Source organism: Lishizhenia sp. (assembly GCF_033720595.1).
Classification (GTDB): Bacteria; Bacteroidota; Bacteroidia; order Flavobacteriales_D; family Crocinitomicaceae; genus Lishizhenia.
This window is the reverse complement of the sequence record NZ_JAWWCF010000147.1, coordinates 1-7,682: the sequence shown is the minus strand read 5'-3', so window position 1 is coordinate 7,682 and position 7,682 is coordinate 1. Positions and strand designations below refer to the sequence as shown.

Sequence of the window (7,682 nt, the reverse complement as noted above, 5' to 3'; positions counted from 1 at the left end):
GAGTTAGGTCAAATGATACGTGGTGAATTTATCGTAACGGAAGTGAAAAAAGCAAACTTCGAGGACATTTTTCAATATGAAGATGCAGACTATTGGTATCAGGCTAAAGTTTCTTATCTATCAGTTGATGCGGATAGCGGAAGGGAAAAGAAAATTTCAAACCTATTCCTTGTTTCTGCTGAAAATGTAAGAGACGCTTACGACCGAATAGAAGAAAGCCTTGAATCAATGCTTGTTTCATTCGAGATTCCAGAAATCAAGCTTACTCCTATTGTTGACATCTTCCCTTTCAATCCAGATTTAGACCGTGAACTCGAGCGCAGAGAAATGACGGACGAGGAAAAAGAAGAATACAAAGTAAACGGTACCGTTCCCGCATTTGCAGAAAGTGAACACCAAATCCCAGGAGACGAGGAAGAGTAAAAACCTAAAGTCCTCGGTTTAGATCGAGGACTTTTTAAGCCATCATTATGAATTTAGACATTACAAAATACCCCGGTTCAAAAGGTGCAAGCGGAGTAAAAGAATTTCTTATTAACAACACACCTAAATGCGAGTTTTTCGTGGATGGTTTTGGCGGTAGTGGATTTGTAAGCGAAAGCATAGCAAAACTTGAAAAAAATATACAGATTCTATACTTCGAGATTGTTAAGCATGTATTTAAGCAATTTAAAGAAGCATCTACATTGCCAGGTATAAAATGTTTCAATGAAAATGTAATTGAACACTACCTGAACAATCTATCGAAAAAAGACAAATCAGACCTTCAATACTTATTTGAAGAAACGGTTTTCTTCTTCGACCCTCCATACTTATTTGAAACAAGGCGCACAATTCGCCCGATGTATGATTATGAATGGACATTGGAGCAACATATCGAATTTCTTGCCTTCGTTCGCTTATTAAGTGAAAAAACACGAGCTAAAATAATGATAACCCACCCCGAGTGCGACACTTACAATGCACTTCTGGTTGATGGCTACACCGACAAAGAATGGACGGCACAACCATTCGCATACATGGGTAGAGGTGGTAAAATAGATGATATGCTTTGGACGAACTTCAACCCAAAAGAAGAGGTTTTATTGAGCTACAAATATGTAGGTGATAACAATACCGACCGCCAAAGAATTAAACGCAAATCGGAAAGATGGACGGAAAAAATAAAAGCCCTACCCTTTCACGAACAACAAGCAATTGTAACAGAAATCGCTTCTCTGAAGTGTAGCTAAAACAAAAAATATGAACGGTTACGATCTATCTCGAAATTGGTTTGATTTTGCCTTTGAAAACCCTGAAAAAGTAAAGCCTGTACACAGTGCTGTATTCTTTTTCATCATAGAGCATGCAAACAGATCAGGTTGGAAAGAAAAAATTGGACTTCCTTCCAGTATGGTTATGGATGCAATTGGCGTTAAAAACTGGCGTACTTATGCGGGTGCATTAAATGACCTTGTGAAGTTCGGATTTATTAAAATGATTCAGAAGTCAAAAAATCAATATACCGCGAATATTGTTGCTATTGTAAAAAATACAAAAGCATCCACAGGAGCACTTACAACAGCAATACATAACCAAGAACAAAAGCAAGATACAACGCAAAGTCAAAGCACTGTTAGTATATATAAACCACAAACTAATAAACCACAAACATCAAACACCGACTTTGGAAAAAAGTCGGGAGAGTTAAAGGATTCTGATTTTTTGTTTTTACTAGGGTTTATCAATGAAAAAACTGGTCGAGCATTTAAGTCCATTTCTCCGAGCAGCCGCAAAGCGTATGCGAAATTGCTCGAAAACGGTTACACTCGAGCTCAAATCGTGAAAGCCATTGAAACGGCCGTAACAAAGCCCTACAATATCAAAAATGGGTATGAGAACCTTACTCCTGAATATTTCAGCCGTCAAGAAACAATCGACAAGTTCGGAGTGGAATTAACCACGCAAAAACCGACTTTAAACACAAAAGACGACCTGTATCAGCAAATAGAACTAAAACAGCACGAATGGCAAAGCAAACAAGCTCAGGAGTTAGATTTTGAAGCTGAGTACAGAGAATGGGAAGCGCTTAAACTAAAAATGACACAACTATGGGGGGGATAATAGAATTTAGCAAATTGCGCCAAGATGTTATGAAGCTTTATGAAACTGGCGGCGGTAAAACATACTATTGCGGTTTCAAATGTTTAGCCCCTCACTACTCCATCAAAGAAGGTGGTGTTACTGATTGGACGGGCTACCCTGCTTCGGGTAAAACTGAATTGTTACTTGAAATGCTAATTAACTGCAATAAATGGTACGGTCATAAGCATTTAATTTACATGCCAGATGCAGGAACAGCCGCAGAGGTAGCAGGGAAACTAATGCACAAACTTTCAGGCAAACAATTTGACGAATTTTTCTACAACAAAAGAGGTGAAAAAATAGCAATCAACAACCGTTTATCACAAGCAGAGGTTGATCGTTATCTACCAGAAATACACGATAGTTTTAAAATATTCGACCCAACGACATACAAGAATAAAAACACACGTTCAAAATCTGTTACACCAAAGGAATACTGGGATTTTGCGGTTCAGAATAAAGCCGAGTTAGGAATATTTGGGGCAGTCATTGACTCATGGAACTACATGCACCACGATACAAAGGGATTTGCCAGAGAAGATAAGTGGTTAGAAGATGTACTCTCCTATCGAAATGAATTGGCAGAACAACACAACTTGCATTTGCACACTATCATTCACCCAACAAGCGCAAAACGTGATAAAAACGGGAATATTATTGCCCCAGATATGCACTCGCTTAAAGGTGGTTCCGAGTGGGCAAATAACGCAAAAAGCGTGGTTGTTGCACACAGGGATTTTGGAGCCGAAATAACCACGGTAAAGGTTGCTAAGGCTAAACCTAAAATAGTAGGAATTGCAGGTGAATGCAACCTACAATACGACCTCCAAAAAGGAAAATACTTTGAGATAGATTTCACCGACGGAGGACGTAATAAATATGCTGAACGCCTTGAAAATACTCGAACTCAAAGCACACTATCATTTAACTAGGAATTATGACCGAATTGAGTTTAACAAGCTTGCATCTATCAACAATTGAGGGACAGTTGCAGGCACTTGATGAAATAGTTGCCCGCAAACTGAAGGGCGAGCAGGTAAACGGTAAAGTTTTTAAGGAAACGCTTGAAAGCTGCCTGCAAACCGTAAAGCAAAGTAGAGTGTGTTTGCACAAGGCCGACAAGGTGTTTCATGCAACCCGAGTTGAGAACTCAAACCTATACATATCTGCATTGCGCCTACAGAAAAAAAACGAAGAATTAGAAAACGAAAATAAACACTTACAAAATGGATTGTATTAATCAAAAAATGAAGACATGTACTTCAATATCAGGAGGTCAAACATCTGCATTTTTGGCCGCAAAATTTCCGAGTGATTACAATGTATTCTCATTGGTTCGCACCGATGATCCACAATGTAAATTCCCTGATAAAAAATTAATTCAAGAGGTAGAAGATAGAATTCAAAAACCATTTATAGGAACATTAGAGGATGATAAAATAATAACCACCATTCTCGATCTTGAACAATTCATTGGCCGCCCTATTACTTGGGTAAGTGGAATTTCCTTCGATGAAGTAATAAATACAAAAGGTGGTTGGCTCCCTAATAAACTACATAGATACTGTACCACTTATCTTAAAATAGAACCTATTTTTTACTGGTGGGCTGAATTCATTGGTGAACCTGTAGAAATGCAAATTGGATACAGGGCAAACGAACAAAAACGAGCAAAACGAATGAATTCTAAGTTGAATGATAATGGTTTGCTTGAATACAAAGCCACTTTTGAAAAGAACAAAAGAGGTCAAAACAAATGGGAAACTGTAGAATGGCAAAAACCAGTTTTTCGATTAATTGAAAATGGAATTTTCAAAGATGAAATTGTAAACTATTGGAGTGATAAAACTGTACAATTTGCAGAATTAAATAATTGTGTCGGTTGCCACCACCGAAACCCGTTGTTACTGCGTAAAATGTTCCCTCTCCACCCAAATAAAATGGCTTGGTTTAAATCTCAAGAAAAACCAAACAAAGGAACTTGGAAAACAGGAATAACTTACGAAGAAATTGAACAATATTCACCTCAATTTGAATTAGACTTTAGTGAGTTCAGCGATTGCGACTCTGGATATTGTCTTTCCTAACTCGTTTCAAATTATGAAACTTAAACTCTGGCGCAAAAACCTTCCTGAAAACTGGACGAAAGCAGAATCAAAAGAACTCCTCGATCAAATGCTAGAACTTGGAGTTGATGAAGTAAGGATTCAAGATGATTATTACAAAAGACTATCAATAAAATGGATGAAAAAACTTGCAATATTTGATACGTTTTTTGTAATATTCGCAGCGCTTAAAAGCTTGAAAAGCCTACTAAACTCAAAATAAAGCATAACCATAAATCAAATATACAATGACACAAAAATTGAAACGAAAGTTTAAAAAACAAGTCAATCCACCCGTGAAAACAACCATGGGTTCTGGAAACCCTGATCACTACGACAAGGAAGGATTGTACAAAGCAATTGAAAAAGAAGCCGCAAGGCAAGCCAAAACCAAACCTAAAAAGTAAATGAGACATCAACCTATCGAAAAACCACTAGACACCTACATTGACGGAGAAAGCAGATTAGAAACCTATTGGGAGCATAAAGAGCTACAGGATAGTTTTAAGAAAATTGTAAAAGGTAATCTTCCCAAAGGTTTCAAAGTCTCAAACAACACCATTGAAGGAATTATTGAAAATTTCGGAATTCGCGGAATACAGTTCGGAAACTGGGTAACGCTAGAAGATAAATACAACTATTTGGCTGCGCTGCAGTTGTCTATGTTGGATCTCAACAGCGTTCTAAAATTTACACAACCTGCACTTGGGCAAGGTCTACTTGCATTGTCTTTTGGTGCACGTGGTAAAAGTTCAGCTTTAGCCCATTTTGAACCGGGGAATTTTGTGATTAATACCACTCGTTACAAACGAGAAGATGTGTTGCTCAAAGAAATGGCCTTGAATAAACGTCCAGTAAGAGTTGACCTATCCAAAGAGTGGCGATTTGTCAACACTGGAGGTATTGGAAGCTTCGCACATGAATACGGTCATTTTCTGGACTATTACGTGAGCAACTTAATTGAACCCGTAAAAGGTGCCGATTTTTTAACGGGTCCCTGGGGCAGTGTTTCGACCAGAAAAATTGAGTATCCCGATAAATACCCCTTGCACCAACTGGCCGAAAACCTTTTTCAAAACATCATTTTTGACGAAAACGGAAAAGAAACCCGTTACAGAAAGATGATTAAAACTGAAGGAAGCTACATAAATATGCGCCAAGAAATATTTGCCCGTATGTTTGAGCAATACATCTTCTACAAATTGCGACAATTGAAGCGTTCTAATAAGTTTCTATCGAAAAAGAAGTACAATGATTGGTACTATCTTAAAACAAGCGAAATCAAAAGGCTTGTCCCTTTGATAGATCAATTAATGGATGAAATTAGGAAAAGAGTGAATTAAAAAAAGCGGGGCTATTGCTCCGCTTTTTCACTAAAATAATTTATTATCCATAACAAAATCATAAATATTAATCAATACCTTCTCTTTTGTTAATGTACCCATCGATTTAAATATCGGTATATTGTAGGTACTTTCTAAATCTCCAATCAACTTTATCATTTTTAGACTACCTGTGAATAAATCTCCTCTCTTAATTTCATAATTTTCGAAAAGATCATAATCAAAAAATGTATTTAATAAATCATTGTATTCTGTTGAGTTAAAATAACCGTTTTGATTATTGGGGTTAGCCTCAGAATAATTATTAATTCCATCAATTTTATTTGATAGAGATTTTATCTCACTTCTTAGGACATCAAATACAGAAGTTTCCTTTTCTTCAAGTTTAGTCGACTTAATTTTACCGCCGAAAATTGACAAATATGAGCTTGGTTGATCAATTTGCTTTAATATCGTCTTTTTTAAACTGTCTTTAAACTTATTTACACCCACATATGCTAATGAACTATTATAGGTTACATGCATTATTGGTCCGTAATCAAAATTAAATTTAGTTTTATCATCAATTACAATTACAACGGGTTTATCAAATGCTATCCTAATACCTAACTCAAACAATACATTTGGATTATTACTTGATACATCACAAATTACCAATTCATTTTCATACAAGTTTGTAATTATTGTTTCTTGTATTATACTACCATGAGACTGACTTACCATTTCAGGTTTTTCATATTCCAATTCAGTTACAACATCTTCTAAAATATGTTTTACGTCATTCCAATGGTTTTTATCATACCCTTCCGTTTGTGATATGGGCATTACAATTCCGATTTTCCCTTTTTTTTTTGTGCTTGATGTTTCAAGTGATTTAGACATTTTACCAAGTTTTTTTTGATAAATATACTTTTTTCGATGTTTAAATCAATTTTGCAGGCAGCTTGCAAGCCTTTTTTAATTTTATACATTTATTTGACACGATTTTGTCGAATAAATGTATAACCGTTCAAAGTTTGTAAAACGAGCTGCAAACCTCCCTAGTTTTGTTGCAAACAATTACAAGCAAGACCAAATGTTTTCAATCAACGGCCGAACGGCAAGCATAACCACTAACGAACAGGAACGCGAGTCTATCAACCAACAATTACAAGCCATTCAAGACAAAGAAGGGTTTGCATTTGGAAGTATAAAAGACGCATTCCTGCACCTTTTGCGAAACTACAATCAACCGCCTGCAACTGAATTGGAAGAAGGATTTGTTGCCATTTCTGAAGATGAAGCTGCAAACCTACATGCAGTCAACGACATGCACAGCCAAATTTGGGAGGCTTTACAGGATTACTTGCCTTCACCAGAATTGCAAGGAAAATCAACCGTTGAAAAGGTCTTGCATGTAATTGAAAGCAACAAGTTTCTTAACGAAGAATTATTAATATTCCGTCAGAAACTGGAAGATAAACCTACTACGGTTGAACGCCAATTGCAGGCACATGAAATTTTGTTGCAATTAACGGATGAGAAATATCCTAAGGAAAAGAAACTTCAGTTGCTTCAATTCATTTTAAAGCAAAGAGCAAAGAAGTATGGTGAAGAAGAAAGCTTAAATGAACTGATTGAAGCTATGCTGTTTAATGACAACATTATTTTCAACCTTGGCGGTGAATTTTACACTGGAATCAACTCTATAAAAAAATAAATCATGCCTAGTATTGTACGAATCGCTAAAACGTGTCACGAGGTAAATCGTGCTTATTGTAAAATTATTGGTGATAATTCTCAACCTAGTTGGAATGATGCTCCTGATTGGCAAAAGCAAAGCGCAATTAATGGTGTAAAATTCCATTTAAGCAACCCGAATTCAAAGCCCTCTGATAGCCACAAGAATTGGCTGAATGAAAAGCGAAAAGATGGTTGGAAATACGGTAAAAAGAAAGATACAATAAAGAAACTTCACCCTTGTATGGTGCCTTATAGCAAGCTGCCTAAGAAGCAACAGGCCAAAGATGCTCTATTTATCTCCGTAATTAAATCATTTATCAATTAGTATCATGCAAAGTAATTTCTCTAAGAAAAAGACAATTGACGGTAAAGAATACGAAAAGTTCTT

The 7,682-nt window shown here is 36.4% G+C and carries 12 protein-coding genes; 11 read left to right on the top strand and 1 reads right to left on the bottom strand.

Going from position 1 to position 7,682, the window contains the following annotated elements:
* From R3333_RS10605 to R3333_RS10565, 9 genes are all read left to right on the top strand, one after another.
* The coding region (locus R3333_RS10605) for a DUF4494 family protein (RefSeq protein ID WP_318958769.1) at nucleotides 1–423 on the top strand (423 nt) is incomplete at its 5' end.
* A gap of 47 nt (nucleotides 424–470) precedes the next feature.
* Nucleotides 471–1,232 carry a hypothetical protein gene (locus R3333_RS10600; protein ID WP_318958768.1) on the top strand — a complete coding sequence of 254 codons (762 nt, stop codon included), beginning with the start codon at nucleotides 471–473 and terminating at the stop codon, nucleotides 1,230–1,232.
* Between the two features lie 10 nt (nucleotides 1,233–1,242).
* Complete coding sequence (locus tag R3333_RS10595; RefSeq protein WP_318958767.1) at nucleotides 1,243–2,103, top strand: hypothetical protein; 861 nt, start codon at nucleotides 1,243–1,245, stop codon at nucleotides 2,101–2,103.
* The gene (locus R3333_RS10590) at nucleotides 2,091–3,056 is read left to right on the top strand and encodes a hypothetical protein (protein ID WP_318958766.1); all 966 of its coding nucleotides are present in this window, start codon (nucleotides 2,091–2,093) and stop codon (nucleotides 3,054–3,056) included. Before R3333_RS10595 ends, R3333_RS10590 begins: the two co-directional genes overlap by 13 nt.
* 5 nt (nucleotides 3,057–3,061) lie before the next feature.
* Nucleotides 3,062–3,364: a hypothetical protein gene (locus R3333_RS10585; protein ID WP_318958765.1), complete on the top strand. Its 303-nt coding sequence runs from the start codon at nucleotides 3,062–3,064 to the stop codon at nucleotides 3,362–3,364.
* On the top strand, nucleotides 3,351–4,211 hold the full coding sequence (locus R3333_RS10580) for a hypothetical protein (RefSeq protein ID WP_318958764.1): 861 nt from the start codon (nucleotides 3,351–3,353) through the stop codon (nucleotides 4,209–4,211). Before R3333_RS10585 ends, R3333_RS10580 begins: the two co-directional genes overlap by 14 nt.
* A 13-nt stretch (nucleotides 4,212–4,224) precedes the next feature.
* Nucleotides 4,225–4,452, top strand: a complete 228-nt coding sequence (locus R3333_RS10575; RefSeq protein ID WP_318958763.1) for a hypothetical protein — start codon at nucleotides 4,225–4,227, stop codon at nucleotides 4,450–4,452.
* A 25-nt stretch (nucleotides 4,453–4,477) separates the two neighbouring features.
* Nucleotides 4,478–4,636, top strand: a complete 159-nt coding sequence (locus R3333_RS10570) for a hypothetical protein (RefSeq protein WP_318958762.1) — start codon at nucleotides 4,478–4,480, stop codon at nucleotides 4,634–4,636.
* Nucleotides 4,637–5,572, top strand: coding sequence for an LPD1 domain-containing protein (locus tag R3333_RS10565; protein ID WP_318958761.1), 936 nt, complete (start codon nucleotides 4,637–4,639; stop codon nucleotides 5,570–5,572).
* 30 nt (nucleotides 5,573–5,602) lie between these two features.
* Here the strand turns inward: R3333_RS10565 and R3333_RS10560 are convergent, their stop codons facing one another.
* Nucleotides 5,603–6,454, bottom strand: coding sequence for a hypothetical protein (locus R3333_RS10560; protein ID WP_318958760.1), 852 nt, complete (start codon nucleotides 6,452–6,454; stop codon nucleotides 5,603–5,605).
* 115 nt (nucleotides 6,455–6,569) lie between these two features.
* On the opposite strand from R3333_RS10560, the gene R3333_RS10555 reads away from it, so the two are divergent.
* Both R3333_RS10555 and R3333_RS10550 read left to right on the top strand, forming a co-directional pair.
* Entirely contained in the window at nucleotides 6,570–7,271 is a 702-nt protein-coding gene (locus tag R3333_RS10555; protein ID WP_318958759.1) for a hypothetical protein, read from the top strand.
* Between the two features lie 3 nt (nucleotides 7,272–7,274).
* A complete protein-coding gene (locus R3333_RS10550; protein WP_318958758.1) occupies nucleotides 7,275–7,619 on the top strand; it encodes a RyR domain-containing protein in 345 nt (114 codons plus the stop codon).
* Nucleotides 7,620–7,682: the final 63 nt, after the last annotated feature.

Coding starts and splice junctions, on each gene's coding strand:
- R3333_RS10580 (WP_318958764.1), top strand. CDS start 3,351: ATGGATTGTATTAATCAAAAAATGAAGACATGTACTTCAATATCAGGA.
- R3333_RS10585 (WP_318958765.1), top strand. CDS start 3,062: ATGACCGAATTGAGTTTAACAAGCTTGCATCTATCAACAATTGAGGGA.
- R3333_RS10590 (WP_318958766.1), top strand. CDS start 2,091: ATGGGGGGGATAATAGAATTTAGCAAATTGCGCCAAGATGTTATGAAG.
- R3333_RS10575 (WP_318958763.1), top strand. CDS start 4,225: ATGAAACTTAAACTCTGGCGCAAAAACCTTCCTGAAAACTGGACGAAA.
- R3333_RS10560 (WP_318958760.1), bottom strand. CDS start 6,454: ATGTCTAAATCACTTGAAACATCAAGCACAAAAAAAAAAGGGAAAATC.
- R3333_RS10565 (WP_318958761.1), top strand. CDS start 4,637: ATGAGACATCAACCTATCGAAAAACCACTAGACACCTACATTGACGGA.
- R3333_RS10600 (WP_318958768.1), top strand. CDS start 471: ATGAATTTAGACATTACAAAATACCCCGGTTCAAAAGGTGCAAGCGGA.
- R3333_RS10595 (WP_318958767.1), top strand. CDS start 1,243: ATGAACGGTTACGATCTATCTCGAAATTGGTTTGATTTTGCCTTTGAA.
- R3333_RS10555 (WP_318958759.1), top strand. CDS start 6,570: ATGTATAACCGTTCAAAGTTTGTAAAACGAGCTGCAAACCTCCCTAGT.
- R3333_RS10550 (WP_318958758.1), top strand. CDS start 7,275: ATGCCTAGTATTGTACGAATCGCTAAAACGTGTCACGAGGTAAATCGT.
- R3333_RS10570 (WP_318958762.1), top strand. CDS start 4,478: ATGACACAAAAATTGAAACGAAAGTTTAAAAAACAAGTCAATCCACCC.